The following is a 26,190-nucleotide window of genomic DNA, read 5'->3' as shown; positions in this document are numbered from 1 at the left end:
TGCGTTCAGTGCCGTTTTGGCATTGGACGTCGTACCGCGACCATCCGATGCTGGCGCAATGACGACACGAACGAACAAGGTGACCTGTGATCTGACGGTGTCGCTCGACGGGTACGCGGCCGGGCACAACCAGAGCGAAGAGCGCCCGTTCGGCGACGACGGCGGGGACGGCTGGGGCAGCGAGCTGCACGCGTGGTACGAGAACAAGGAAGAGAACAAGGCCGAGATCGCGCGGATGGCCGAGACGAAGGCGTTCATCATGGGCCGCAACATGTTCGGCCCCGTGCGCGGTGAGTGGGACCGGCCGTGGACCGGCTGGTGGGGCGACAATCCGCCGTACCACGGCCCGGTCTTCGTGCTCACCCACCACTCGCGCGACCCCCAGCCGATGGAAGGCGGCACCACGTTCTACTTCGTGACCGACGGCATCGAGTCGGCGTTCCGGCAGGCCCGCGCGGCAGTGGGCGAGGACGGCGCCATTTCGATCCACGGTGGCGCGACCACCGTCAACCAATACCTCGCGGCCGGTCTGATCACCGAGATGCGACTGCACTACGTGCCGCTCACGCTCGGCGCCGGCACGCGGTTGTTCGAAGGCGTGCCGCCGATGAAGCTCGAACAGGTGTCGTCCCGGGCGGCGACCGGAGTGACGCATGTGACCTACCGCGTGCTGTCCTCAAGTTAGACCCGGAACTGGCCGAGAACCAGGCGCGGAACTGGCCGAAAGTCAGACGCGGAACTGGCCGACCAGCGTCTGCAGCCCGTTGCTGAGCCGGGACAGCTCCTGCGTCGCGTGCTGGATGTCGATCACGCCGCTGGTCGTGGTCTGCGCGCCCGACGAGATGGTGGCGATGTTCGCCGCGATGTCGGCCGAGCTCGTCGTCGAGTGGCTGATGTGGCCGCTGATCTCCTCGGTGATGGCGGTCTGGTCCCGGACGGCGGCGCTGATGGTGGACTGGAAGCCGGCCAGCCGACCGACTGTCTCGACGATCTCGCCGATCGCCTCGGCCGCCATCGTGGTGTCGTGCTGGATGACCCGCACCTTCGCCGTGATGTCGTCGGTGGCGGCCTCGGCCTGCTGGGCCAGCTCCTTCACCTCACCAGCCACCACCGCGAAACCCTTGCCGGACTCGCCGACCCGGGAAGCTTCGATGGTGGCGTTGAGGGCGAGCAGGTTGGTCTGCTCGGCGATCGCGCTGATGGCCTTGACGATGTCGCCGATCTGCTGGCTCGAGGTGGTCAACCGGCCGATCACCTCCTGGGTCGCCCGGGCCGCCCGCATGCTCTGCTCGCAGACGCGGCCCGCCTCGCCGGCGGTGCCCATGATGGTCTGCAGTGACCCGCCCATCGAGGAGGTGTTGGCCGCGACCGTACGGACATCGGCCGCGACCTCGTCCGCGGCCAGCACGACCTCGCCGGACTGCCGGGATGTCGCCTTGGCGTCCACCATGATCTGAATCGCGGTGGTGGTGAGCTGCTCGCTGGCGTGCGCGACCGTGGTGGCCGACTCACGGATCTCCCGTACGGTCGCGGCGATCTTGTCGACGAACATGTTGAACGACCGGCTGACGTCGGTGAACTGGTCGTGCCCGGTGGTCTCCAGCCGCCGCGTCAGGTCACCCTCGCCCTCGGCGATGTCCGCGAGGCGGTCCTGCAGCGCGCTCAGCGGCCGGATGATCGACAGGGCCAGCAGGATCGCGAGCACCAACGAGATGATCAGCGTCAGACTGCCCACCAGGGTGGCGACGCGACTCGTCCGGCCGGCCGTGTCCTCCGCCCGCCGGTGCGCGACGGTCTCCTGCTGGCGTGCGGCGGCGAGCAACCCGTCGACGCCGCCGGCGATCACGGCGTACAGGTCGAGCCCGGGACCGGCCACCATGTCGTTGGCCTGGTCGATCCGCGCGGGACGGCCCGTCCGGTAGCCGGCGATCACCTTGTCGTCGAGCTCCTGGAACTTCTGGAACGCAGTCCGGATCGTCGCGATGTCCGCCCGCTCGGCGGCGGTCACCGACAGCGCCGCCGTGTCGTCCAGTTCCTTGTTGAAGCTGTCCATCGAGGCGAGGAAGGCGGCCCGTTCGGGCGCCGTGTCGGCACTGGCGCCGGGTGCGCCGCGGACGATGTTGAAGGCGTAGCCGGCCTGCCACCCGCTCACGTCGGTGACGCGGAACTTGAGTTGCTGAGCGGCGTCGACCCGGGCCTGTGACCGGGCCAGCGCTGCGGCCGTGGCGCGGGTGCTTTTCGACGACCACTCGGCGGCGACCCACATGGCAACCACGCACAGGGCCAGGAGGAGGAACCCTGTCACCAGACGCGTGGTCACGCGCATTCGCCGAAGCAGTCTCACGTCGATCCTCCGCGCCGATCGTATCCAGGCGCGCCCCAGCAGGACCGGCAAACAGCGAACCCGCAACGTAGGCGATCTCAGCAGTGAGGGCCATGTGCAGGCCCGTCAGCACGGCATGCAGACCGCCCCCGGCCCGGGATGGGCGACGTTGTTCCGGCCCTACGGGGCTGTCGACCACCGATCATCAGTACCGCGCCGAGTTGACCGGCTCGGCGTCGCCGAGCCGGCCGCGTCACGTCAAGCTCGCCATCGACTACATGGAAGCCGATCCCGGCCGGGCCATCACCGTCCGCGACCTCGCTCGGACCGACCGCACCGCCGGTCAGGAGCCGGCCAAGACTGTCAGCGGATCGTCGTGCAGCGGCTTCCAGCCGAGGTCCTTGACCGCCCGGGCCGCGCTGAACCGCTGGTCGAGAGCGAAGGCGTCGGCGACAGGACCCATCCGCTCACGGGCCTGCCCGACGGTGATCGAGATCGTGGATCCGCGGCCGAGCGCTTCGGCGACCTCTCGCGCGGTCGGCCCGACGCCGCCCACACCGAGGTAAACGGCGCCGGCCGGGGCGTTCAACGCTGCCGCATACAGGGTGGCGATGTCCTCCACGTGAACCAGTGCCCAGTTGTTGGTTCCGTCGCCGATGTACGGCACGGCGCCCGTCTCACGTCCCGGCTGGGTGAAGAAGAAGTCGATGAGACGGTTCTCGCCCCCGTAGACCAGGCCGGGCTGAACGATCACCGCGTGCTGCCCGCGTTCGAGCACCGAGTCCTCGACCTGCTTACGCCAGGCGACGACCGGTGGCGGGTTCCACGGCGCGGTCTCGTCGACGATCCCGTCGGTGTCGCCGTAGACCCAGGTGCCGCCGGTGTGCACGTACACCCCCGAGCCGGCCCCATCCATCATTGCCACCGCCGCGGCAAGGTCCTCCTCCGCGGTGGACGCTTGGGCAAGGTGGATGACCGCGTCCGCCGTGGCCGCCGCGCGGTGCAACGTGGCCGCGTCTGTCAGCACTCCGATGACCGGCTCGGCGCCGTGCCGGCGGACAGCCTCGGCGGCGCCCTCGGTGCGGGCCAGCGCCCGCACCTCGTGTCCCCGGGCGGTCAACGCGTCGATGGTGGCCCGGCCGATGTAACCGGATCCGCCGGTGAGAAAGACCTTCACGTGGTGCTCCTTCATCCAGGATTCGCACCCCCAGCGTGACCGCGCGCGCGGCCCGGCGTCCAAGACCTGTTCCGGCTTCTGTGATACCCACGGGACATCAGCGGCTCAGTCCTCGCGCGGCTGCTCGGGGCACGTTGCACGTGCCCCGAGCAGGTCATACCCTGGAGCGCATCGACGTCGACCTGCGGAAATTGCGCTACTTCGAGGCGGTTGCCCGGCACCTGCATTTCGGCCGGGCCGCCGCCGAGCTGCACGTCGCACAGCCCGTGCTGTCCCGGCAGATCCGGGCGCTGGAGGGCGAGCTGCATGCCCAGCTGTTCCGCCGCGACCGCCGTGCCACCGAGCTCACCGACGCCGGCCGTCAACTGCTCACCGACGCTGTGGCCCTGCTCGCCTCGGCTGCCGCACTGCAGCGGCGGGTCGCCCAGGCCGCGCGCGGTGAGACCCGGCTGGTCGTGGCGTTCATGCCGGGTCTGATCGTCACCGACGCGATCCGGCGGCTGCGCCTGAACCATCCCCACCTCGCGGTCGAGGTGCTACGCACCACCTGGGACGACCAGGTCGCGGTGTTGCACGACGGCCGCGCCGACGTCAGCTACCTGCGGCTGCCGGCACCGACCGAGGGCCTGACCGTGCGGCCGTTGTTCACCGAGCCGCGCGTGGTGGTGGTCCCGGCGGATCATCCACTGGCCGGCAAGGAACAGCTGTCGGTCCGCGATCTGGCCGGAGAAAGGCTGTTGCAGCACCCGGACGCGGTGCCTGAATGGCGAGAGGTCGCCACGGTGACGGCAGTGGCGATTCCGAGCTTCGTGGTCGAGGAGAAGCTGGAGAACGTCGCCTCCGGCCGTGGCATCGCCGTACTGCCGCTGTCGACAGCACAGTTCTACACCCGCCCCGATGTGGTTCATGTGCCGGTGTCCGACATCCCGGAGAGCCACGTCGTTCTGGCCTGGGTGAGCGAGCGCAGCGAACCATTGCTGGCGGAGTTCGCCGCGCTGGCCTGACGGCGCCGGATCGGCGCCCGACGGAGACGGCCGGCGTATCGGCCTCGGTTATTTCTCGAGGTGGACCGACTCGGTGGTCCGGCCGGGGCGAATGGCGAACGGAGTCCCGGAAACCGTGTAGTCGCCGAAGAAGCCTCGCACCACGACCGTGCCGTCGGGGCCGGTTCGCATCTCGGTCGGCGGCAGCCACCACTCCCCCTTGATGAGGCGCTCCAGCGCGTCGTACGACGGCTTGCGGGTGCCGTCCGCGCGGACCAGCCCGACCGGGGCGCCCAGCCAGGCGCCGTCGTCGGTCAGACCCCAGTAGTTGATCGACGCGACGGCGGGGTGTGCCATCAGCGACCGGTAGTGCCGCACGATCTCGTCGGCCTGGCGGGCCTCCCCCTCTCCAGTCGTCGGCCAGTCCGGGATCTGGTAGTCGTTGAGGTCCTCGATCTCGGGTGGCATGAGGTGCCCGGAGACCAGGGTGCTCTCGGTCAGGTGCAACGGCAGGCCGTAGCGGGCGAACCGGTCCAGCATGCCCCGCATGTATTCCTCGCCGCGATACCCCTTGTGCATATGGGTCTGCAGCCCGATCGCGTCGATCCGGATCCCGGCCTCGAGCACCCCCTCGATCAGGCATTCGTACGCCGAGCTGAGGTCGAAGTCGTTGAGCACCAGGCTGACCGCGGGATTGGCGGCGCGGGCTTCCTCGAACGCCATCCGCACCATGGCGATGCGGCCCCGGGCCCGGGCGAGCCGGGTGATGGCGTTGTCCCCGTTCGCGAACACGGGCATGATCACGGCCTCGTTGATCGCGTCCCAGAGGTCGATCACACCGGCGAATCCGCCGACGAGCTCGCGGATCCGGTTGCGCTGCAACCGTTCGACCTCGTCGATGTCGAGATCGAGCAGCCACGCGGGCTGGACGGTGTGCCAGACGAGCGGATGGCCCTTGACGGTGACGCCACGGCCGGCGAGCCAGTGGGCGGTCCTGGTCAGGCGTTCGACGTCGGTCGTACCCGGACTCGGTTCGTACGGCCCCCAATAGAACGGCAGGGTCGCGGTGTTGAACAGGTTGAGCCACAGGTCGCCCAGCCGGTCCAGGTCGAGCTCCGTCGCGCCGCCGAATACGGGACCGGCCGCCTCGGGCGGTGGACCGCCGACGAGCCGGACGAAGTCGAAGCCGATGTTGCCGAAGGGAAACGCGTGCCGTTGCTGGGCCACGGTGACGACCCGGTCGGCGAGCGGCCGCCTGTCCGCCCCCAGCACGGTGACGGTGACCTCGCCCATGCGGTGCCGCAGGCTGTCGTCATCCACTGTGGTGCTCCTCCGTAACGGTGACGTGGCAGTGCCGGTCACGTGTGTGGTCGAGTACGAGAGTCGGTCCGGTCAGGGTGATGGCTGCGGTGAGGAGGATGTCCGTGCTCGACGCGCCGAACCGCAGCTCTATCTCGCCCGGCTCGACGATGCGGGTCAGATCCGGGCCGATGAACGATGTCACCGACGCGGGCACCTCGAACCGTACCCGGGCGGCGGCGCCCGGCGCGGCCGGAACCCGGGCGAAGCCGATCAGCCGGACCACCGGAACGTCGTGTAGCCGAGGCCGGCGCCGAACGCGTACGCGGGAGTCGGGTCCGAATTGGAAACCTCCGAGGCGAGGGCGAGCTGCTGGCTCAGGTACGTCCACGGCTGGCCGTACGGTGTCGCCGGAATGCTGACCGGCAGCCGGCCGGACGGGTTCACCCGGCCGCTGAGAACGCCGCTGTTCGCCACGGCCACCCGGTTCGGGCTGTACGAACTCGTACCGCGGCTTCATCTACCTGGTCCTTCCGATTCCCGAGGTGATCGCCTACCTGAGCCTCCAGCGGTTGTTCGAGCGCGGCCTGTCGTCATCCGGGTCATCGCGGTACACATGTATCCCGTGGCCACCAAGCAACTGTTCTTCAAGGCGGTGGTGGAGAGGCTCGAGCCGCTCGGCATCCGCCCGCAGGACGTTCTCACCAGCCTGACCGAGAACGGGTTCGAAGACTGGTACGCCGGAAAGATCTGAGCACCGAGGAGAAAAATGTTGCACCAGGACTCCGCTCGTCTGAGCGTGCTGTACCTCGGCGGAACCGGAACGATCAGCGCATCCTGCGTACGCCTGTCGGTCGAGACCGGCATGCGGGTCACGGTGGTCAACCGCGGCCGCAACGCTCAGGACCGCAGCCTGCCCGACGAGGTCGAGACGCTGACCGCCGACGTCGCCGACGATGCCGCGCTGGCCGCCGCGATCGGCGACCGCACCTTCGACGCCGTGGTGAACTTCCTGTCCTACCACCCCGACGACGCCCGCCGGATGGTGGCCCTCTTCACCTCCCGGACCAAGCAGTACGTACACATCAGCTCCGGCTCGATCTACGCGAAGCCGGTGCGGCAGACACCGATCACCGAGTCGACGCCGACTGCCCCCAACCCCCACCTCGAGTACGCCACCGCCAAGTGGCGCCGAGCAGACGCTGCAGGACGCGCACGTGACGCAGGGCTTTCCGCTCACCGTGGTTCGGCCGTCACACACCTATGACGACGCCAACCCGCCGCTGCCGGGCGGCTGGACGACGGTCGACCGGATAGCGCGCGGTGAACAGATCCCGGTCCACGGCGACGGCACCTCGCTGTGGACCCTCACCCACGCCGAGGACTTCGCGCAGGGCCTGGTCGGCCTGCTCGGCAACCCCCGCGCGATCGGCGAGACGTTCAACATCACCGGCTCCGACGTCTACACCTGGGACCAGATCTACACGATCGTCGCCGAGGCGCTGGGCGTGGCGCCCCGGCTGGTCCACGTCGCCTCCGAAATGTATCCGCTGGTGGCCCCCGGGTGGTTCTGGTCCGGCGAGATGGTCGGCGACATCGGGCACAGCGCGGTGTTCGACACCACGAAAATCCGTACCTTTGTGCCCGGCTTCCTACCCCGGCTGACCTTCCACCGCGCAGCGTCCCGGATGGTCGAGTGGCGAAGGGACCACCCCGACACCACCAAGGCCGACGCCGACACCGAGGCGGTACTCGCCCGGATCGTCGACGCCTACCACGCCGCCCGGGAGATCTTCGCCGCCCGGGGGGTCGCGTGACCGTCCGGCCCCTCGGCGCCACCGGGCTGACCGTGACCGCGCTCTGCGTGGGCACGAGCCCGCTGGCGAACATGCCGCAGCTCTACGGGTACGAGGTGAGCGAGGAACGCGCGGTCGCCACGATCGAGGCGGCGCTGGACAACCCTGCCGTCAACTTCCTCGACACCTCCAACGGGTACGGCGAGGACGGTTCCGCCGAGCGGCGCGTCGGGACCGCTCTGCGCGGTCGCGGCGGCCTGCCCGCCGGCGTCGTGCTGGCCACCAAGGTCGACCCGGATCCGCGGACCGGCGAATTCTCCGGCCGCCGGGTCCGGACGTCGCTCGAGGAGAGCCTGCAACGCCTCGGCCTCGACCGGATCCCGTTGCTGCACCTGCACGACCCCGAACGGATCAGTTTCGCCGAGGCCACCGCGGCGGACGGGCCGGTCGAAGCGCTCGCCGACCTGAAACGACAGGGACTCGTGGCGCATCTCGGCGTGGCCGGCGGCCCGGTCGCCCTGATGCAGCAGTATCTGGACACCGGCGTGTTCGAGGTGGTGCTCACGCACAACCGGTACACGTTGCTCGACCGGTCGGCCGAGCCGCTGTTCCGGGCGGCGCACAACAGGGGCATCGGCGTCCTCAACGCGGCGCCGTACGGCGGGGGCATGCTCGCCAAAGGGCCGGCCGCACAGGCGAAGTACGCCTACGGCGAGCGCGACGACGCGATCGCCACTGCGGCCGCCGCGATGGCGTCGGCAGCGGCCCGGTTCGAGGTACCGCTGGCCGCGGCCGCGTTGCAGTTCTCGCTGCGCGCGCCGTTCATCGATTCGACGGTCGTCGGAGTCTCCTCACCCGAGCGGGTACAGCAGACACTCGACCTCGCCGGCGCACCGGTCCCCGACGAGCTCTGGGCCGAACTGGAGACGCTCGTCCCCGCCCCGGACCGGTGGCTCGATCCGCCGTAGCCCGGACGATTGATACCCCTGGGGGGTACGGGTATAGTCTCCTGTGCGCCGCGCTGAGGCGCACCACGGCACGACAGACGAGGAGACCGCCCGCCATGGCGACCGACACCTACACCGTGACCGGCATGACCTGCGCGCACCGCGTCGACGAGGCCGGCTACGAGCTGGTGGCGAGGTAACCGTGAACACTCCAGCACGGCTGGGCGCCTTCGGCCTGGGCCTGGCGGTCGTCTTCACCGCCGCCCTGGGCCTCGGCCGCGCCGTCGGCCCGGAACCCGCGCCCGCCGCCACACACGCCCAACACGGCGACACCAGCGGCGAGGCCCCGAACCAGCAGAGATTGCCCGCCGGACTGCAGGTCAGCGAGGACGGCTATCGGCTGCTACCGCTGACAGGACAGCTGTCCACCGGCAGCCCGCGAACGTTCCAGTTCAAGGTGCTCGGGCCCGGGAACACACCGGTGACCGCCTACACCACCAGCCATGACAAGGATCTGCACCTCATCGTGGTGCGCCGCGACCTGTCCGGTTTCCAGCACCTTCATCCGAGCCTGTCGGCCGACGGCACGTGGTCGGTCCCGCTCGCCGTGGCGGCTCCGGGTCAGTACCGCGTCTTCGCCGACTTCCAGCCGGCCGGACGCCCGGACGGGCTCACCCTGGGAGCGGACGTACCCGCGCCGGGCGACTACCAGCCCCGGCCACTACCGCCCGCCGGAAACACCTCGACGGTGGACGGCTACACCGTCACCCTGACCGGCGCGCTCCAGCCCGGCGCCTCGTCCCGGCTGACCCTGTCGGTGAGCAAGGGCGGCAAGCCCGTCACCGATCTGCAGCCCTATCTCGGCGCCTACGGGCACCTCGTAGCGCTGCGCGAGGGCGACCTGGCCTACCTGCACGTGCACCCCGACGGAACCCCGGACGACGGGCGCACCCCGGCCGGGCCCGGCATCACCTTCCACGCTGACGTGCCGTCGACCGGCGCCTACCGGCTGTACCTGGACTTCCAGCACGCCGGCAAGGTACGCACCGCCGAGTTCACCGCGGTCGCCGGCACGGTCGGACCGGACACCGACGTCACGTCCCCACCAACACCGGCACCCGCGCCCGGCCCGTCCGAGCACGGCGCCGACGGCCACACCCACGAGTAAGGAGGAGCGTCCATGGCGACAGCCCGGCCGCTGCAACAGGCGCCGAACCGAATCGAGTTGTCGATCGGCGGCATGACCTGCGCCTCCTGCGCCTCGCGGATCGAGAAGAAGCTCAACCGGATGGACGGCGTCACCGCCACGGTCAACTACGCCACCGAGAAGGCCTCGGTCGCGTACGACGGTGGCATCACGCCCGATGACCTGGTCGCCACGGTCGAGAAGACCGGCTACACCGCTGTCCTGCCACCACCGCCCGCGGCCGCCGACGCGCGGGCCGAGTCCGAGCCTGCCGACGGGCTGCGCGCACTGCGAACCCGGCTGTTCACCGCGATCGCGCTCAGCGTCCCCGTCATCGTTCTCGCGATGGTTCCCGCCTGGCAGTTCACCTACTGGCAATGGCTGTCCCTCACGCTGGCCGCGCCGGTCGTCGTCTACGGCGGCCTCCCCTTCCACAAGGCGGCCTGGACCAACCTGCGGCACGGCGCCGCCACCATGGACACCCTGGTGTCGCTGGGCACCCTGGCGGCGTTCGGCTGGTCGCTGTGGGCCCTGTTCTTCGGCACCGCCGGGACGCCGGGCATGACGCACCCGTTCACCTTCGACATCGCCCGCACCGACGGCTCCGGCGCCATCTACCTGGAAGCGGCGGCCGGGGTAACCGCGTTCCTTCTGGCCGGACGCTACTTCGAGGCCCGCTCCAAGCGCCGCGCCGGCGCTGCCCTGCGCGCCCTGCTCGAGCTCGGCGCCAAGGACGTCACCGTGCTGCGCGACGGCGCCGAACAGCGCATCCCGGTCGCCGATCTGGCTGTCGACGACCGGTTCGTGGTCCGGCCGGGCGAGAAGATCGCCACCGACGGCGTCGTCGAGGACGGCGCGTCCGCTGTCGACGCCGGCATGCTCACCGGCGAATCCGTGCCGGTCGAGGTCGGCCCCGGCGACACCGTGGCCGGCGCGACCGTCAACGTCGGCGGGCGGCTGGTCGTGCGGGCCGCCCGGATCGGCGCCGACACACAGCTCGCGCAGATGGCGACGCTGGTCGAGCAGGCACAGACCGGCAAGGCCGCCGCCCAGCGTCTCGCCGACCGGATCTCCGGCGTCTTCGTACCGATCGTCATCGGCCTCGCCGTCGCCACACTGGGCTGGTGGGTGGGCACCGGCAGCGGCTGGACGGCCGCGTTCACCGCCGCCGTGGCCGTGCTCATCATCGCCTGCCCGTGCGCGCTCGGCCTGGCCACGCCGACCGCGCTGCTGGTCGGCACGGGTCGCGGCGCCCAGCTCGGCATCTTGATCAAGGGACCCGAGGTGCTCGAGTCCACCCGTACGGTCGACACCATCGTGCTCGACAAGACCGGCACGGTCACCACCGGCCGGATGACCCTGATCGACGCGACCCCGGCCGCCGGGCAGGACCGCGCAGAACTGCTGCGACTGGCGGCCGCCGTCGAGGCCGCCTCGGAGCACCCGATCGCGCAGGCCATCGTCCGCGCCGGCGCCGGGAAGTCGCCACTGCCGCCGGTCAGCGGCTTCGCCAACCTGGAAGGCCTGGGTGTCACCGGCGCCGTCGACGGCCACACCGTACTGGTCGGCAGGCCACAACTGCTCCGCGAGCGCGGGTACGCGGTACCCGCCGAGGTCGAGCAGGCCGTGATCACCGCGCAGCAGGCCGGGCGAACCGCTGTCGTCGCCGGCTGGGGCGACACAGCTCGCGGGGTTCTGGCCGTGGCCGACGCGGTCAAGCCCACCAGCCGTGAGGCGGTCGCCGGCCTCCGCCGGCTCGGCCTCACCCCGATTCTGCTGACCGGCGACAACGAGACCGTCGCCCGGGCGGTGGCCGCCGGGGTCGGCATCGACGATGTGATCGCCGAGGTGCTGCCCGCCGGCAAGGTCGACGTGGTCAAGCGGCTGCAAGCCGAGGGCAAGGTCGTCGCCGCCGCCGGGGACGGCGTCAACGACGCCGCCATGCTGGCTCAGGCCGACCTCGGGCTGGCCATGGGCACCGGCACCGACGTCGCCATCGAGGCGTCCGACCTCACTCTGGTACGCGGGGATCTGCTCGCCGCGGTCGACGCGATCCGGCTGTCCCGTCGCACGCTGCGGATCATCAAGAGCAATCTTTTCTGGGCCTTCGCTTACAACGTCGCCGCCCTGCCGCTGGCCGCGGCCGGTCTGCTCAACCCGATGATCGCCGGCGCGGCGATGGCGTTCTCCTCGGTCTTCGTCGTCGGCAACAGTCTCCGACTGCGCCGCTTCACCGGCACGACGGCCCGGCATTCGCCGCCGGCGACGCGGTAGCCGTCGACCCGCGCCGGCAGCATCGATCCACGGCCCGGTCACTGATAGGGGTCGGTGATCTCGCGGAGCTGAGTCAGGAGCTGGTGCAGTCGTACGGTGGCTCGCCGGCCGAGGTGACGGGTCCATTCCTCCTGCACCACGACCTCGGTCCGCCGCGCCACCTCCCGAGCGGCGAGTCCCCGGTCGGCGAAGGTCACCAGTCGTGCTCGCGCGTCGACAGGGTCCGGAAGGCGGCTCACATAACCGGCGCGCTCGAGCTGATCGACCATGAACGTGGCGGTCTGCTTGGTGACACGGGCCTGCTCGGCGAGATCGGTGAGCCGGGTGCCCTTGGCGCCGACCCGAGCCAGCACACGCGCCTGGGCCACCGTGATGTCGTCGAACCCGGCCGCGGCGAGATCGGCGAGGACGCGATCTTCCATGGAGCGCTGGACGATGAAGCACAACAGCCCGATGTTGAGCGGCCCACCGCCGGCCGAGGTGTCCTCCGAGTCCGCCGCGGACGTCCCCTGATCAGGTCGGTTCGGCACGCACCACTCCTTGACAGTAGTCAGATTTTCGAACCATTCTAGTACCATCTTCGAACTAAAGGGGAGCGCCGTGGATGAGGATGCGGTGTGGCGCGCGATAGACGAAGAGCGCGCCCGGCTGGCCGACATGTTGGAGAGCCTCGATGATTCCCAGTGGCGCACGCCGTCACTCTGCCGGGACTGGACGGTTCGCGACGTCGCCGCCCATTTGACGCTCGCCCACACGGGGCCGCTCTCTGCGACGATCTCCCTGGTCCGCGCCGGTGGCGGCTTCAACCGGATGATCCGGGACACCGCGATCAGGCAGGCACGCCTGCCGGTGGAGGAATACCCGCGACGATTGCGCGCCATGGTCGGCTCCCGCCGCACCGCGCCGTTCCTCACCGCGCTCGAGCCTCTGATCGACATCCTGTGCCACACCCAGGACATAGCCCGCCCGATCGGACGGTCTCATCCGATGCCTGCTGCCGCCGCCGTGGCGGCAGCGAACCACATCTGGGCACGGTCGTTTCCGTTCCGGGCGCGACGCCGGCTGCGAGGCTTCGAGCTGTCGGCGACCGACGCGCCGTGGCGCGCCGGTGCCGGTGTCCGGGTTGAAGGACCGATCGCCGCGCTGCTCCTGGTGGTGTCCGGCCGGCCCGCCGGCTTGCGCGACGTGACGGGGCCCGGAGTGCCGAGGCTTGCGGACACGTTCCCGCCCCACGGCAGCGGAATCGTGGCCTGAGCCGTGCGGGAGACCGGTGACGTCGCAGACCAGCGGCTCGACGAAGCCACCCGTACTGACCTGACCGCTCTCGGCCTGGGCCGGCGGCCGACGGCCTTGCTCGAGGACGTGGTGGCGGCGCAGCTCGGCCGTTCTCGAGTACGCGTACTCACCGCGCAGGTCCAAGCCCACCCGTACGATCGGCCCGCCCTGACGACGGCCGGCCGGTACCTGGTCTGCGGCACCGCGAGTGACAACACCGGCCAGACCCATGAGTACGCCTTCTTCGTCAAACTCGTCCAGGCGTGGAGCCGGTCACCGCTCTTCCGGGAGGTGCCCGAGCCGCTGCGCTCGCAGCTCGCACCGCTCATGCCCTGGCGTACCGAGCCGGATATCTACCGCGGAGATCTTCGCCGGTGTCTTCCCCCTGGGCTCAGCATTCCGCGCGCTTACCACGTAGCCGACCTGGACGAGCAGTCAGCAGCCATATGGCTCGGCTGTGTGCCGGTGCGCCACGTCCCGTGGGACGTCGAGCAACACCGTCACGCGGCCTATCTCCTCGGGCGCCTCGCGGCCAGCCGCTCCGTCGCACCATTCGCCGCCGACATCCCCGTCGGGCGGACTGCGCGCCGGTTCGCGGACCACTGGCTGGCGGTGAACATCGTTCCGGCGCTGTCGGAGGACGGCTTCTGGCGCCACCCGTGCGTCGCCGTGACGTTCGACGAGCCCCTTCGACGCAGGATCGAACGCGCCGCAGCCGCCCTGCCCGCACTGGTCGACGAGTTGGAGTCCTTCCCCACTATGACCGCGCACGGCGACGCCTGCACCGACAACCTGCTCCGCACCGAGCACGACCCCGGCCTCGTCATGATTGACTTCGGCTTCTGGGGCACGGCACCGATCGGGTTCGACCTCGGCCAGCTTCTGCTGGGCGACATCCAGCTCGGACGGCGTCCCGCCGATACGTTCCTGGAACTGGAGCAGGCGTGCCTACCGGCGTACGCACAAGGCCTGCGCGACGAAGGACGCACCATCCCGATCCACGAAGTACGACGGGCGCACGCCATAGCCATGACGATCTTCCACGCCGTCCCGTCGATCCCCTACGAGCACCCAGCCACGGACGCCGACAAGAGCCTTCGCCCACTCTTCGCGAACCGGGCCGCGATGGCCCGGCACCTGCTCGATCTCCTCGACGCAACCGGGAACGAGACTCGGCACCGGCCGGGCGATTCCTGAACGATCATTTCCCGGGCCGGCCGAGGGCTGCCCGCTCCGATGAAAACCTCGACAGCTGACACAGCGATACCGGCGAGGCCACCGGCGTTTACCGGAGAAGCCGACGGGCATCCACCCGCCTGCACGACTGACATGAGTCGATGGTTGCGCCCGAGTCGGAGTCTGCCATGAGCACATCGCCTGATCGAAAAGGTCCCCTTTCATCCAGTACCGCGGAAACCGCGGGCGCTCATCCAGCCGGCGCTCACTCAGCCGGTGATCGCGCGGGCGGCGCCTCGGCTCCGTCGCAGCGGAGCGGCGCGACCGTCGCCTCGAACGATCGGCGCGAGGTCGTGGCCCGCGAGAAGGACCGCTACGGCGGCATCAAGTGGGGTTCGGCGTTCTTCGGCTGGCTGACCGCCACCGGCACCGCCGTCATCCTGACCGGCCTGCTCGTGGCGGCCGGCGCCACAGTGGGCATCGCCGCCGACGCCGGCGACACGCGCGACAACGCCGCGACCATCGGACTCGTCGGCGGGCTCACCCTGCTGGCGGTGATCCTGGTCGCCTACTTCTGCGGCGGCTACGTCGCCGGGCGGATGGCCCGGTTCAGCGGCGTCAAGCAGGGCATCGCCGTGTGGATCTGGGCGATCGTCATCGTCGCCGCCGTCGCCGTAGCGGGCGCCGCCCTCGGCGAGAAGTACGACCTGCTCGACCGGGTGGGCGGCTTCCCCCGCCTGCCGATCGGTGGCGAAAACGTCACGACCGGCAGCATCGTCGCCGTCGTGATCGCCCTGGTCGCCGCCCTGGTCGGCGCCGTTCTGGGCGGGCTCGCCGGCATGCGGTACCACCGCAAGGTCGACGAGGCCGGCCTCGGACGCTGACCGCCGCACCCGAGCGAGGAGGACTCATGATCAATCGCGACGCTGTCCGTCACGTGTACGGCGCCGATGTCTACAGCACCGACGGCGACAAGATCGGCTCGGCCGGCCAGGTGTATCTCGACAACCACACCGGCGACCCGGCCTGGGTGGCGGTTCGCACCGGCCTGTTCGGCAAGAAGGAGTCCTTCGTCCCCGTCCGGGACGCCACCCTCGACGGCGACCGCCTCGAGGTGCCCTTCAGCAAGGACAAGGTCAAGCACGCGCCCCGCATCGACCACGACCGGGAACTCAGCCCGGACGACGAGGAGGAGCTGTACCGCTACTACGACGAGTCGGGGCCGGACCACACGGACCACCACGGCGCCGACGAATCCGACGGCCGGGACGCGCCCGGCCGCACCGACGACGACGCCATGACCCTCTCGGAGGAACGACTCGTCCCCCGTACCCGCACCGAGCAGACGGGCAAGGCACGACTCCGCAAATACACGGTCACCGAGGAACAGCAGGTGAGCGTGCCGGTCACCCGGGAAGAGGTCCGGCTGGAGCAGGAGCCCGCCTCCGGCGCCACCACCCGGGCCGTCGAGGACAGCCCAGCCGGGCCGGATCCCGGGATGACGTTGTGGGCGGAGCGGCCGGTCGTCACCACCGAGGCCGTGCCGGTCGAACGCGTACGGATGCGCAAGGAGACTGTCGCGGGCACGGAGACGGTCAGCGGCGAAGTACGCAAGGAGCGAATCGAGCTGGAGGACGAGTCCGAGCACCGTCACGACAACGACCGGCGATCACCCTGACGGTGCGTCACGGGAGTCATCCGGCGGAGCCTGAGGGTCCGTGCGACTGCTGCTTCGGGACGGCGGTCGCGGCGGCCATGCCGGTGCTGTCGATGGCTGAGGCGACCGTGCGGGCGATTGCTTCGGCAGCGGCTTCGGCTCCCCCGTTCTCCTGCTCGATCCTCTTGGCGCGGGCGATCACGGAGGCCGTCCAGGGGATCCCGGGGCCGAACTGCGGAAGCGTTCCGCTTCCCGACAGCAGAGCCGCGAGGGCGGCCAGTCGCGGTTGCGGTTCCACACCTTCGACAAGCACGGACCGTACGGCGGAAAGCAGCTCGGCCCGGCGTCCGGTTCCGCCGTCCTCCAGGACCTCCACCGGGACCAGGCCGAGCGCTGTGCGACTGGAACGGCGGATGTCCCCGCGCTCGACGAGCCGGTCGAGCAGCACGCCACGCAGGGCCGGCCCGATCGCGGCGAGAGCGGCCTGGAACCCCTTGGGCCCGGCCGCGAGATAATCCCAGGCCGATCGCAGGATGTCGTCCGTCGGGGGACGATGCGCGACGGCTTCCACCATGGTCGACCCGCCCCCGCCAGGCAGCATTCGCACCTGCCGGCCGAGCCCGAGATCGGCGAGCACCGCCCCCGCGAGGACGTCGGAAAGTGTGCTCTCACCGACGACGACTCCCGTGTCCCGCGCCGGCGATTCCGGCTGGAACAGAACCAGCAGGAGATCTTCCGCCAGGATCGCGGGCCCGAGCGCGGGTTCGCGGGTTCGCTCAGCCACCGTGCTCCCCTCTCACCTCGACGCGATGGGCCGCTCAGGGGCGCGACTTACGTTCCGGCAATTGAAGACCGTGTTCCCGGCACAGAGTCAAATAGGTCGGCCCCGACCGGCGCACGGGTGCGCAGGATGGTCGCGATGTCGGTCCGGGCCTTGCTCAATCGCTCGATCTCCGAGGCGAGGCCGGCGTCGACCTGCTTCAGGACGTCCGGCGCGGCAGCGCCGTCCGCGCAGATCTCGCGGATCCGAGACAGCGGCACGCCGAGCTCGGACAGGCGCCGGATGCGCACCAGACGGACGAGGTCGAGCACTCCGTACTGCTTGTATCCGTTGTATCTGCGCGTGGGCTCATCGAGCAGGGCGATCCGGTGATAGTGCCGAATGGTATTGACTGTCGTGCCGGCCAGCTCCGCGAGCTCCCGAGTGCTCCAGGCCACGTCAGCTCCTCCCCCTTGTACGGCTGTGACTCCACGCTCGCATCGGCACGGCGACGTTCGCGTCGGTGAAACACCCTTACGTGTGGGCACCGGACACCACGGGCGCCATATGGGGCTTCTGGGCGATCAGTGCCAACTGCCCGACCGAGCTGAGTCACACAGTGTTCCTGGCACACGGTCACGCTGATAGGCTGCTGTCTCTTAAGTACCGGACGGTACCTAAATCAGCCGCGCTGGGGTGCAGCGACGTGCTACGGCGCGCCGTCCGGATCTGGACGGGAGCGGAACTCGTGGACCTGCTGGGCCGCCGCAGGGAGCGCGAAGCAGTTGAACAGCTGCTGGTTCGGGCGCGGTCCGGACACAGCGGGGCCGTGGTGGTGCGCGGCGAGGCCGGCATCGGCAAGTCCGCGCTGTTGGCACATGCCCGCGATATCGCGGGCGGGTCGGGGTTCCGGGTGGAAACCTCGGTCGGGATGGAGTCCGAGAGCAACTTCGCCTTCGCGGGCCTGCATCAACTGTGCGGGCCGTTGCTGGACCGCGCCGGGTCGCTTCCCGAACCTCAGCAGGCCGCGCTCGGTGTCGCGTTCGGGCGGCAGGGCGGCGTGACGCCGGACCGCTTCCTGGTCGGGCTGGCGACTCTCAGCCTGCTGGCCGAGGTGGCCGAGGAGGGGCCGCTGCTGTGTCTGGTCGACGATGCGCAGTGGCTGGATCAGGCGTCCGCCCAGGTTCTGGCCTTTGTGGCAAGGCGGGTGGCGGCCGAACGGCTGGCGTTGCTGTTCGCGCTGCGGGACCCTGGTGAGAGTGACGTCCGGGTGTTCGACGGGCTGCCTGAGGTGCGCCTGGACGGACTCTACGAGGTAGACGCGCGGGCGCTGCTGACCGGTGCGGTTCCGGCACCTCTGGACGACGGAGTGCGCGAACGCATCGTCGCGGAGGCGCGCGGCAACCCTTTGGCGCTGCTCGAGCTGCCCCGGAGCGTACAGCCGAGCCGGCTGGCCGGCGGGTTCGAGCTACCCGACGTGATGAGCGTTCCGCGCCGCGTCGAGGAAAGCTTCCAGCTCCGCTCGGGCAGCCTGCCGGCCGAGAGTCAAATGCAGTTGCTGGTCGCGGCGGCAGAGCCGACCGGCGACGTGGCGCTGCTGTGGCGTGCGGGCGAGAATTTGGGCATCGCGCGGGAGGCGGCCGCACCCGCGGAAGCCGCCGGACTGCTGGAGATCGGCGCACGGGTGCGGTTCCGCCATCCACTGGTGCGGTCGGCGGTCTATCGGGCGGCCTCACCACCGGACCGCCGCCGCGCCCACGGGGCGCTGGCCGCCGCCATCGACCCTCTGGTCGATCCCGACCGGCAGGTGTGGCACCTCGCGCAGGCGGTGCTGGGACCCGATGAGGAGGTTGCCGCGGGCCTGGAGCGTTCGGCCGGCCGGGCGCGTGCTCGTGGCGGGTCGGCGGCCGCGGCGGCGTTCCTGCAGCAGGCGGTCGAGCTCACTCCCCATCCTGCCGACCGGGCCCGGCGAGCACTGGAAGCCGCCGATGCCAAGCATGAGGCCGGCGCGTCCGAGGCTGCGCTGGAGCTGCTGGCGGTGGCGGCGGCCGGTCCGTTGGACGCCCGGCAACGCGGTCGACTGCAACTGTCTCGCGCTCGGATCGCTTTCTACCTGACCCGAGGCAGCGACGTGCCGGGGATGCTGCTGGAGGCGGCCAGGACACTGGGCCCGCTGGACGCCGCGCTCGCCCGCGAAACCTATCTGCACGCGTTCGATGCGGCGATCATCACCGGCGAGGTCGGCCAGGAACGTGGCGTGCTGGAGGTTGCCCTGAGCGCCAAGGCCGCGCCCGCCCCGCCCGGGCCGCCGAGGCCGGCCGACATGCTGCTCGATGCGCTGGTGACCGCGTTCATCCAAGGGTACGAACCCGGCGTGCCGGAACTGCGCCGCGCGATCAAGGCTTTCCTCGACGAGCCGGACGACGGAGACTCCGACAACCACCGGTGGCTCTGGCTGGCCAGCCGCATCGCCCTGGCGCTGTTCGACGACGACTCGGTCCTGGCGCTGGCCGAATGCAACGTCCGGCTCGCACGCGAAGCGGGCGCCCTTGCCGTGCTGCCGGCCGCGCTCCTCTTCCAATCCGTCGTGCTGGTGTTCGCCGGCGAGATCGAGCACGCCGACGAGCTGGCCGCCGAGGAGGTCGGCATTTCGCAGGCGACCGGGGGCGTGCATCTGCTGCACGCCCAGCTCGTGCTGGCCGCATGGCGCGGCCGCGAGGCCGAAGCCACCCAGCTGCATGCGGCAAGCGTCGAACAGGCGACCGCACGAGGCGAGGGCACCGCGGTGACGATGGCCCAGTACGCCCTGACCCTGCTGCACAACGGTTTGGGCAACTATCCCGCCGCACTGGACGCCGCGGCCAGCGCGGCCCGAACCGACGAGACGCTGTACAGCAATCTGACGCTGCCCGAGCTCATCGAGGCGACATCCCGCGCGGGTCACCCGGAGCGCGCGGCCGCCGCCGTGGAGTTGCTCAAGGAGCGGGCCCGGGCCAGCGGCAGCCCATGGGCGCTCGGCCTGGCGGCGCGCTCGCAAGCGCTGACAAGCACCGGCCCGACCGCCGACAAGCACTACCGCGAGGCGATCGCATGGCTGCAGGCCTGCCGGATGGCCGGTCACCTCGCCCGCACCCACCTGGTTTACGGCGAGTGGCTGCGCCGCGAGGGCCGGCGCCTGGACGCTCGCGAACAGCTCCGCACCGCGCACGAGTTGCTGTCGGGCATGGGCCTGGAGGCCTTCGCGGCGCGCGCCGCGCGAGAGCTGCGGGCCACCGGCGAGCATCCCCGTAAACGGAAGACGTCGACGGCCGACACCCTCACAGCCCACGAGCTGCACATCGCGCGGCTGGTGGCCACCGGGGCGACCTCTCAGGAGGTGGGCGCTCAGCTGTTCCTGAGCCCGCGCACGATCGAAGCGCACCTGCGCAACATCTTCCGGAAGCTCGGCATCACCTCCCGCCGGCAGCTCAAGGAACTGCGCCTGCGCTGAATAAGGGATTTCTACCGACGCGAAGGGGCCGGCGCCGGTGCGAACCTGAGGGCACTGCCCTCCCCCACGAGCAGTGCCGATCCCCAAGAAGGCTGGAACGGAATGACGCACCTGTTCAGAGTCTTCATCTTCGGGATCAGCGGAGGCGTCGGAAGACTGCTGACGCGTAACCTTACCGATCGCGGTGACGTGGTCTCCGGTCTGGTGCGCCGCGACGATCAGCGAGCCGCACTAGCCGCGCAGGGCGTCGATGCGTACGTCGGTGAGATCGCGGACCTTACCACCGACTCCCTGACCTCCATGATCAGCGGATTCGACGCCGTCGTGTATGCCGCCGGATCGAACGGAGGGTCTCGTGAGGTCACCGCCGCCATCGACGGTGACGGTGTGGTGAAAGCTCTGGAGGCGACGAGCAGAGCGGGTGTGAAACGCTTCGCGTTGCTTTCCGTACTGCCCGAAGCTGAGCGCGGGCGGCACGTCGACGACGCCAAGGAGTTCTACTTCGCGGTGAAGAAGCTCGTCGACGTCGCGGTCAGCGAGTCCGGTCTCGATTGGCTGATCCTCCGGCCGTCCATGCTCGTCGATCGGGCTGGAACCGGTGCGATTGCCCTCGGCCCGGCACAACCGCACGACGAGATCCCCCGCGAGGACGTCGCCGCGACTCTGACGGAATTGCTTCACGAGCCGCGGATCGGTCGGCAGATCCTCGAACTCAACCAGGGTTCGACGCCGATAGCCGCGGCCGTCCGAGCGAACCTTCGCTGATGCCGTTACTGACCGGGCGCTCCCCCATCGCCTCGCTCTGCGGACTACCACCGGCTCGGCCTGCCCGAGGAGCCGGAGCGCCCATCCGGGGTCAACCGGCGCCGGCGCCGTCCTCGTCCGGCTGGGCGAGGCGCCGTGGCTCGTGCGCGAGGAGGCTGGCCCGGGTGAGCACGTCGATCTGTGCGGTGTTGTAGAGCGAGACCACGGCGTCGACGAAGGTCTGCATGGTGACGTTCTTGCTCTTGGACAGGCGACCAGCCGGATCGTTCAGCCACGGATAATCGTTGAGGTTCTGGGCGATGAGCGACGCGAGCCGCTCGGCCACGTCCTGCCGGGTGGCCTCGTCCGCGTCCGGCGGCAGAGCGTCCAGTTCCGCGTTGACCGGGTCGGTGTCGGTCTCCGCCATGCGCTTCAGGTCTTTCATGGCGTCTTCGTCGTACAGCCGGGTGTAGACGTGGATGAGTGAGGTGTCGGCCTCGGACAGGCGCGACGCGACCGACTCGAAACCGGCCGGCGTGTCGGCCGGTGCGCCGTCGCGCAGCAGGACAGCGATGTCGGCCCGGGCCGCGCGCAGGCGTTCCATCTCGGTGGCGAGCTGAGCGTCGACCTGGCGCAACACTTCCGGGGGAACATCGCCGTTCGACCTGGCCACACCGATCTCGGACAGCGGCACCCCGAGCTCCACCAGACGCCGGATACGCAGGAGGCAGACCAGATGCGGTACGCCGTACTGCTTGTATCCGTTGTGCCGGCGCTCCGGCTCCTCGAGCAGGCCGATCCGGTGGTAGTGCCGGATCGTGTTGACTGTGGTGCCGGCCAGCTCGGCGAGCTCCTGGGTGCTCCAGGCCACGTCAGCCCCTTTCCGGATCGCACCAGGCACGTGCCGGGCGGTCCTTACCGGGGAAGCTAGCACATCAGATCCGATGGGTACGGAAGTCGGAGCGGGCGCGTACCATGAGCCTCAAGCCACCACCGAAGAGACGACGCCCCAGACCACCGTCGTGGTCAGCGTCGTCCACAGGACGATCGCTATCGCCTGCCACAGCAGGACCCAACCGCGTGATATGCCCGAGGCGACGAGCATCACTGCCGTGATCTGAGTCGGTACGGCCATCGGCCCGAGCAAGCTCGCTCCGGGGACGCCGAATCGGACCAGGTACCGGCGGAGGCGCTGACGGCCCTTCGACTCGGGCTTTCGTTGCTCATGGTCCTCGGTTCGATGCCCGCGAGCCAGGGCGCCGGCACGGGCTCGCGAGCTGATCAGCACCACGATCAAGACGCAGAGAAAGTTGCCCGAAGCTGCCGCGATCCCCGCGACGACCGGGTTGATCCCGCCGACGACACCGATCGGTGAGGCTCCCTCACCCTCGATGAACGGGACCGCGCCGGCCAGCATGACGATGAAAGGCTGGACGGTGTCAGGCACCTGCGCTACCAGCTCCCGGAAGTTCTCAACGAGCGTTTCGATGGGGTTCACGACCGGCTCCTCGCTGGCGGGATGCGTTGATACGAGTGAAGACCGTGTTCTCAGGACAAGGTCAAACTCTGCGCTCGCCCCTCGCAGTGAGCAGGGACACGACGCACGCCGCCGCCTACCGCCGCGTCAGGCGGGCGGCACGAACACGTACGGCTGATGCGCTCGTCATGCGTCAGCCTTCCCCGGGTCAGTCCGCGAAAGCTCTGTTCTCACCACATGGTCGAGGGAATCAAGGGGTGATGCCGTCGCCCGCTGCCTTCCGGGAGCGGTCGTCGAACGCTTGCTGGCTACGCTGGATCTGGCCGCTGTGCTGGACCGTCCAGGAGTACAGGTGCATGAACGGCTCACGCAGCGACTCCCCCAGCGGCGTCAGGGAGTACTCCACTCCCACCGGCGAGGTCGGCAACACCCTTCGCACGATCATCCCGTTGCGCTCCAGGCGGCGCAGCGACTGCGTAAGGACGCGCTGAGTCACTCCGTCGAGGCGACGCTTGATCTCGTTGAACCGGGTCGGGCGCTCCAGAACGGCGATCACCATCATCGACCACTTGTCGGCGATCTGATCGAGGATCGGCCGGCTGGGGCAGTCGACGCGGAAGACCGTCTGCCCGTCGACGTCGGTCTCGAACCGGAAGGTATCACTCACGATCCCTGGTTCTCCTCAAGTGCGTTCTTGTCGCGTCATGCGTCTTCGCCGATTCTAGGTATACGAGGCAAACCTAGCCGCCTCGCGGTTACCTGATCGGAGTTTCTTCATGTCCGACCTCTACTCGACGCTGCGCGTCGGCGTCGACAACGGCGTGGCCCAGATCGTGCTGGACAACCCGCCGGTGAACGCGCTGAGCGTGACGATGATGCGGGAGTTGCGCACGGTCCTGGACGCCCTTCGCCACGATCCGGCGACGAAGGTGATCGTCTTCTCCAGCGCGAACCCGGAGATCTTCATCGCCCACGTGGACATGCACGTGGTCGAGCAGATGGAAGAGCTGCAAGCGATGGCGGCTCAGGCGCCTGCCGGCGCCAACGTGTTCCAGGCCGTCGGTGAGCTCCTGCGGCATCAGCCGCAGGTGACGATTGTCAAGCTGGCCGGCAAGGCACGTGGGGGCGGCGCGGAGTTCGTCGCGGCCGCCGACATGACCTTCGCTGCGGCCGAGACCGCTGGGCTGGGTCAGATCGAGGCTCTGATGGGTATCGTCCCGAGCGGCGGCGCCACCCAATACCTGCGTCAGCGGATGGGCCGCAACCGGGCGCTGGAGATTCTGCTGACCGGCGACCTGTTCGACGCGCCGACCGCGGCCGCCTACGGTTGGATCAACCGCGCTGTGCCGTCGGCGGAACTGGACTCCTACGTCGAGCGGGTGGCTCACAGCATCGCCGCGCTGCCCGAAGGCGTCGTCGCCGGCATGAAGAGTGTGCTGCCTCCTGAGGACCTCACCGAGGGCTTCGCACGGGAGGAGTCCGCGTGGGGTGCGTTGATCAGCCGTCCCGAGACCCAGCAGTTGATGGCGGACGCTGTGGCCAAGGGTGCCCAGACGGTTGACGGGGAACGTGATTTGGAAGGGCTGATGCGCTCCCTCACGCGATGAGGTCGTCGCGTCCCCTGGACCCCCCATCCAGGGGACGCGACCGCAGTGGTCCCCACCCGCCCGGTCAGCGAGACCGTCGGATCCGACGTCCATCACTGTCCTGGCCGAGAACCACTGGCTCCGGGCGGAGCGTCACGCCTCCGCGGCGGAGCGGTCCCAGCCGGCCAGATCGGCGGCGGCCGCGTACGTCACGCGGAGGAAATCGAGCAGTGTCGCGTCGGGATCGGCCGAGTCGGCCACCCTCTCGTACGGAAGCACACACTCCTGCAGATCCTTGTCGTAGAACGCCTTCGTGCGTTCCCGGTAGCCCGGGGGCTCCGGATACGCGTACGCGTAGAAGGCGCCCTCCTCACCGCCGCCCGGCCAGAAACCGAAGCTGGCCAGCTCGTGCGAATAGCCCTCGTGCATCACCGACGGTGGGCAGTTGGGCACGCCACCCGGGTGTTGCGGAGCCTCGCGGCCACTGAAACGGGTGTACGCCAGGTCCATCGCACCCCAGAAGAAGTGCACCGGGCTGGCCTTGCCCACGAACTCGGAGCGGAAACGGCCCAGCACCCGCTCGGCCTGCAGCAGCTGCCGCCAGAACAGCCGCACGGCCTGCCCGTCGTACGAGCAGTTCCGGTCATCCTCGGCGAAGGGGATCGCCGGCTCGACCTCGTTGGGCACCGGGTGGATGCTCGGCTCCAGACCGAGCGCGGCCAGCGCCTCGAAGACCTCGCCGTAGAACGCCGCCACGGACTTCGGTTCCAGGACCACCTCGCGGGAGCCGCCGTCACTGGTGCGCACGCGCAGCCGCTCGTCGACGAAATCGAACTCGATGTCGAAGACACCATTGTCGTACGGAACGGCCGAGGTGGTCAGGCCGCGGGCAGTGGGATAGAGCGTGACGTGCCACCAATGGTTCGCTGTCGGCGCGTACGCCATCCGGATCTTGCCGACGATCTGGGTCCACATGTGCAGGGTGTTACGGGTCTCGGTCCAGTCGGCCACACGCAACCGGGGCCACGTCTTCTCCATCGCCGTCAGCCGATCGAGCGAGCGGCGTCAAGGACAAGCTCGGCCACCGCGACCGGCTCCGAGGCAGGAACAGCATGCGACGCGCCGGCGAGTTCCACGGCGGCGCGGGCGCCGGCGCGTTCGGCCATGAACCGGTGGGCCTCGAGCGGGATGTTGTAGTCCAGCTCGGGATAGAGGAACCAGGACGGCACGCTCTTCCACGCCGGCTCGCCGGAGGCCTCGTTGAGAGCGGTGGTGTTCAGCGGACGTTGAGCAGCCGCGTCGATGGCGGCCCGCCCGGCCGGAAGGTCGGCGGCGAACTGCTGATGGAACTTGTCCTGCCGGATGTACAGGTCAATTGTGCCGTCCGGCAGGGGAACCTCCTGCAGAGTCCCACCGAGGGTGCTGCCGGGGAATTTGCCGGACAACGCGCCGATGCTCTCACCGGCCTCGGGCGCGAACGCGGCAACAAATACGAGCGCCTTGACGTGATCGTGCCCGACGGCGGCATTGGAGATGACCGCCCCGCCGTACGAGTGACCGACCAGCACAACCGGCCCCTCGATCGTGCTCAGCAGGCTGGAGACCACGGCGGCATCACCGGACAGGCTGCGCAACGGGTTGGGCGCGGCGATGACCGGACAGCCGTCGTCGAGCAGCCGCTGGATGACGCCGCCCCAGCTGGCGGACTCGGCGAACGCGCCGTGAACCAGAACGATGGTGGGTTTCAAGTCAGTTCCTTTCATCGGGTCGGCCGACCCAGGAGACACCATGTTCTTCGAACAGGGTCAAGACTCACGGGGAGACGACTAACTGAGAACGCCGTCCACGACACACCAGCGCCACGTCTCACCCGGCTCGAAACCGCGTATCACCGGGTGTTCCTCGTTCGCGCAGTGTTCGCTCATGTGTTGTCGCTGACCCGAAAGCTTGGAAGCACCTTCGGTGAGTTCCCCCCGCTTTCGTGGAGCTTCTCAAACATGATCGACTGATCATGGGGAGGAAGCATTTGTGGCTGCACCG

Annotated in this window: 26 protein-coding genes and 1 pseudogene; 14 read left to right on the top strand and 13 right to left on the bottom strand. The window is 69.6% G+C overall.

The window, feature by feature from the left end:
• Positions 1-58 precede the first annotated feature (58 nt).
• A complete protein-coding gene (locus KXC43_RS27115; RefSeq protein ID WP_221378986.1) occupies positions 59-685 on the top strand; it encodes a dihydrofolate reductase family protein in 627 nt (208 codons plus the stop codon).
• 42 nt (positions 686-727) lie between these two features.
• Here KXC43_RS27115 and KXC43_RS27110 read toward each other — a convergent pair whose 3' ends face one another.
• Positions 728-2,305 (bottom strand): methyl-accepting chemotaxis protein, encoded by a 1,578-nt coding sequence (locus tag KXC43_RS27110; protein ID WP_221378985.1) that lies wholly within the window; start codon positions 2,303-2,305, stop codon positions 728-730.
• Positions 2,306-2,666: 361 nt separating this feature from the next.
• Complete coding sequence (locus KXC43_RS27105) at positions 2,667-3,500, bottom strand: NAD-dependent epimerase/dehydratase family protein (RefSeq protein WP_308129275.1); 834 nt, start codon at positions 3,498-3,500, stop codon at positions 2,667-2,669.
• A 140-nt stretch (positions 3,501-3,640) separates the two neighbouring features.
• Between KXC43_RS27105 and KXC43_RS27100 the strand changes: the two genes are divergently transcribed.
• Positions 3,641-4,504, top strand: a complete 864-nt coding sequence (locus KXC43_RS27100; RefSeq protein WP_308129274.1) for a LysR family transcriptional regulator — start codon at positions 3,641-3,643, stop codon at positions 4,502-4,504.
• 48 nt (positions 4,505-4,552) lie between these two features.
• Here KXC43_RS27100 and KXC43_RS27095 read toward each other — a convergent pair whose 3' ends face one another.
• Genes KXC43_RS27095 through KXC43_RS51300 form a run of 3 tightly spaced genes read right to left on the bottom strand, consistent with a single transcriptional unit; the run spans position 4,553 to position 6,265 of the window.
• On the bottom strand, positions 4,553-5,803 hold the full coding sequence (locus KXC43_RS27095) for an endo-1,4-beta-xylanase (RefSeq protein ID WP_221378982.1): 1,251 nt from the start codon (positions 5,801-5,803) through the stop codon (positions 4,553-4,555).
• Entirely contained in the window at positions 5,796-6,068 is a 273-nt protein-coding gene (locus tag KXC43_RS51305; RefSeq protein ID WP_308129273.1) for a fibronectin type III-like domain-contianing protein, read from the bottom strand. Before KXC43_RS51305 ends, KXC43_RS27095 begins: the two co-directional genes overlap by 8 nt.
• Positions 6,056-6,265: a glycoside hydrolase family 3 C-terminal domain-containing protein gene (locus tag KXC43_RS51300; protein ID WP_308129272.1), complete on the bottom strand. Its 210-nt coding sequence runs from the start codon at positions 6,263-6,265 to the stop codon at positions 6,056-6,058. The genes KXC43_RS51305 and KXC43_RS51300 overlap by 13 nt, the downstream gene beginning before the upstream one ends.
• On the opposite strand from KXC43_RS51300, the gene KXC43_RS51295 reads away from it, so the two are divergent.
• The 5 genes and pseudogenes from KXC43_RS51295 to KXC43_RS27060 all read left to right on the top strand — a co-directional run bounded on the left by KXC43_RS51295 (position 6,198) and on the right by KXC43_RS27060 (position 11,985).
• Positions 6,198-6,536, top strand: a complete 339-nt coding sequence (locus KXC43_RS51295; RefSeq protein WP_255644912.1) for a tautomerase family protein — start codon at positions 6,198-6,200, stop codon at positions 6,534-6,536. The two genes, KXC43_RS51300 and KXC43_RS51295, sit on opposite strands and share 68 nt — an antisense overlap.
• Before the next feature lie 15 nt (positions 6,537-6,551).
• Positions 6,552-7,599: pseudogene (locus KXC43_RS53255) on the top strand (NAD-dependent epimerase/dehydratase family protein).
• Positions 7,596-8,546, top strand: a complete 951-nt coding sequence (locus tag KXC43_RS27070; RefSeq protein ID WP_308129271.1) for an aldo/keto reductase — start codon at positions 7,596-7,598, stop codon at positions 8,544-8,546. The pseudogene KXC43_RS53255 and the gene KXC43_RS27070 overlap by 4 nt, the downstream one beginning before the upstream one ends.
• A gap of 181 nt (positions 8,547-8,727) precedes the next feature.
• Positions 8,728-9,693 carry a DUF8832 domain-containing protein gene (locus KXC43_RS27065; RefSeq protein ID WP_221378978.1) on the top strand — a complete coding sequence of 322 codons (966 nt, stop codon included), beginning with the start codon at positions 8,728-8,730 and terminating at the stop codon, positions 9,691-9,693.
• A 12-nt stretch (positions 9,694-9,705) separates the two neighbouring features.
• Positions 9,706-11,985, top strand: coding sequence for a heavy metal translocating P-type ATPase (locus KXC43_RS27060; RefSeq protein WP_221378977.1), 2,280 nt, complete (start codon positions 9,706-9,708; stop codon positions 11,983-11,985).
• A gap of 38 nt (positions 11,986-12,023) precedes the next feature.
• Here the strand turns inward: KXC43_RS27060 and KXC43_RS27055 are convergent, their stop codons facing one another.
• Positions 12,024-12,515: a MarR family winged helix-turn-helix transcriptional regulator gene (locus KXC43_RS27055; RefSeq protein WP_221378976.1), complete on the bottom strand. Its 492-nt coding sequence runs from the start codon at positions 12,513-12,515 to the stop codon at positions 12,024-12,026.
• A 10-nt stretch (positions 12,516-12,525) separates the two neighbouring features.
• Between KXC43_RS27055 and KXC43_RS27050 the strand changes: the two genes are divergently transcribed.
• From KXC43_RS27050 to KXC43_RS27035, 4 genes are all read left to right on the top strand, one after another.
• Positions 12,526-13,239: a maleylpyruvate isomerase family mycothiol-dependent enzyme gene (locus KXC43_RS27050; RefSeq protein WP_221378975.1), complete on the top strand. Its 714-nt coding sequence runs from the start codon at positions 12,526-12,528 to the stop codon at positions 13,237-13,239.
• Between the two features lie 3 nt (positions 13,240-13,242).
• Entirely contained in the window at positions 13,243-14,457 is a 1,215-nt protein-coding gene (locus KXC43_RS27045) for a phosphotransferase (protein WP_221378974.1), read from the top strand.
• 332 nt (positions 14,458-14,789) lie between these two features.
• On the top strand, positions 14,790-15,320 hold the full coding sequence (locus KXC43_RS27040) for a hypothetical protein (protein WP_221378973.1): 531 nt from the start codon (positions 14,790-14,792) through the stop codon (positions 15,318-15,320).
• A 26-nt stretch (positions 15,321-15,346) separates the two neighbouring features.
• Positions 15,347-16,114, top strand: a complete 768-nt coding sequence (locus KXC43_RS27035) for a DUF2382 domain-containing protein (RefSeq protein ID WP_221378972.1) — start codon at positions 15,347-15,349, stop codon at positions 16,112-16,114.
• A gap of 16 nt (positions 16,115-16,130) precedes the next feature.
• Here the strand turns inward: KXC43_RS27035 and KXC43_RS27030 are convergent, their stop codons facing one another.
• Entirely contained in the window at positions 16,131-16,877 is a 747-nt protein-coding gene (locus KXC43_RS27030; RefSeq protein ID WP_221378971.1) for a GOLPH3/VPS74 family protein, read from the bottom strand.
• Positions 16,878-16,924: 47 nt separating this feature from the next.
• Positions 16,925-17,311, bottom strand: coding sequence for a MerR family transcriptional regulator (locus KXC43_RS27025; RefSeq protein ID WP_221378970.1), 387 nt, complete (start codon positions 17,309-17,311; stop codon positions 16,925-16,927).
• 290 nt (positions 17,312-17,601) lie between these two features.
• Here KXC43_RS27025 and KXC43_RS27020 point away from each other — a divergent pair, with 290 nt between their 5' ends.
• Together KXC43_RS27020 and KXC43_RS27015 are read left to right on the top strand one after the other, a co-directional pair.
• A complete protein-coding gene (locus tag KXC43_RS27020) occupies positions 17,602-20,343 on the top strand; it encodes an ATP-binding protein (protein WP_308129270.1) in 2,742 nt (913 codons plus the stop codon).
• A gap of 102 nt (positions 20,344-20,445) precedes the next feature.
• Positions 20,446-21,108, top strand: coding sequence for an NAD(P)H-binding protein (locus KXC43_RS27015; protein WP_221378969.1), 663 nt, complete (start codon positions 20,446-20,448; stop codon positions 21,106-21,108).
• Between the two features lie 91 nt (positions 21,109-21,199).
• Here the strand turns inward: KXC43_RS27015 and KXC43_RS27010 are convergent, their stop codons facing one another.
• The 3 genes from KXC43_RS27010 to KXC43_RS27000 all read right to left on the bottom strand — a co-directional run bounded on the left by KXC43_RS27010 (position 21,200) and on the right by KXC43_RS27000 (position 23,231).
• On the bottom strand, positions 21,200-21,958 hold the full coding sequence (locus tag KXC43_RS27010; RefSeq protein ID WP_221378968.1) for a helix-turn-helix domain-containing protein: 759 nt from the start codon (positions 21,956-21,958) through the stop codon (positions 21,200-21,202).
• Between the two features lie 111 nt (positions 21,959-22,069).
• Positions 22,070-22,585 (bottom strand): hypothetical protein, encoded by a 516-nt coding sequence (locus KXC43_RS27005; RefSeq protein WP_221378967.1) that lies wholly within the window; start codon positions 22,583-22,585, stop codon positions 22,070-22,072.
• A 229-nt stretch (positions 22,586-22,814) separates the two neighbouring features.
• The gene (locus KXC43_RS27000; RefSeq protein WP_308129269.1) at positions 22,815-23,231 is read right to left on the bottom strand and encodes a winged helix-turn-helix transcriptional regulator; all 417 of its coding nucleotides are present in this window, start codon (positions 23,229-23,231) and stop codon (positions 22,815-22,817) included.
• Positions 23,232-23,340: 109 nt separating this feature from the next.
• On the opposite strand from KXC43_RS27000, the gene KXC43_RS26995 reads away from it, so the two are divergent.
• Positions 23,341-24,171, top strand: a complete 831-nt coding sequence (locus KXC43_RS26995) for an enoyl-CoA hydratase/isomerase family protein (protein ID WP_221378966.1) — start codon at positions 23,341-23,343, stop codon at positions 24,169-24,171.
• A 132-nt stretch (positions 24,172-24,303) separates the two neighbouring features.
• On the opposite strand, the gene KXC43_RS26990 is transcribed toward KXC43_RS26995, so the two are convergent.
• Both KXC43_RS26990 and KXC43_RS26985 read right to left on the bottom strand, forming a co-directional pair.
• Positions 24,304-25,188 carry a DUF5996 family protein gene (locus tag KXC43_RS26990; RefSeq protein ID WP_221378965.1) on the bottom strand — a complete coding sequence of 295 codons (885 nt, stop codon included), beginning with the start codon at positions 25,186-25,188 and terminating at the stop codon, positions 24,304-24,306.
• A 5-nt stretch (positions 25,189-25,193) separates the two neighbouring features.
• Positions 25,194-25,898 (bottom strand): alpha/beta fold hydrolase, encoded by a 705-nt coding sequence (locus KXC43_RS26985; protein WP_255644911.1) that lies wholly within the window; start codon positions 25,896-25,898, stop codon positions 25,194-25,196.
• Between the last annotated feature and the right edge of the window lie 292 nt (positions 25,899-26,190).

This window comes from Paractinoplanes polyasparticus (assembly GCF_019710575.1).
Lineage (GTDB): Bacteria > Actinomycetota > Actinomycetes > Mycobacteriales > Micromonosporaceae > Actinoplanes > Actinoplanes polyasparticus.
This window is presented reverse-complemented; position numbering and strand designations above follow the sequence as displayed.